Consider the following 260-nt stretch of genomic DNA (forward strand, 5'->3'; position numbering starts at 1 on the left):
CGACATCGCGCTCGAAGTGAAGCATCTGAACGCCGGTCCACTCGTCAAGGACGTAAGCTTCACGCTGCGCAAAGGCGAGATATTGGGCTTTGCAGGCCTGATGGGCGCGGGCCGCACGGAAGTCGCGCGCGCGGTATTCGGCGCGGACCCGATCGAGTCAGGCGAAATATTCGTGAAAGGCGTAAAGGCGCTTATCAAGAGACCCTGCAATGCCGTCGCGCACAGCATTGGCTATCTCTCCGAAGACCGCAAACGCTTCG

The 260-nt window shown here is 60.0% G+C and carries 1 protein-coding gene; it reads left to right on the top strand.

What is annotated here, in order from left to right; translation table 11 throughout:
- The coding region (locus SB771_RS35380) for an ATP-binding cassette domain-containing protein (protein ID WP_410722089.1) at positions 1 to 260 on the top strand (260 nt) is incomplete at both ends.

Origin of the sequence: Burkholderia sp. SIMBA_051, assembly GCF_046534915.1 — a bacterium.
GTDB lineage: Bacteria > Pseudomonadota > Gammaproteobacteria > Burkholderiales > Burkholderiaceae > Burkholderia > Burkholderia ambifaria.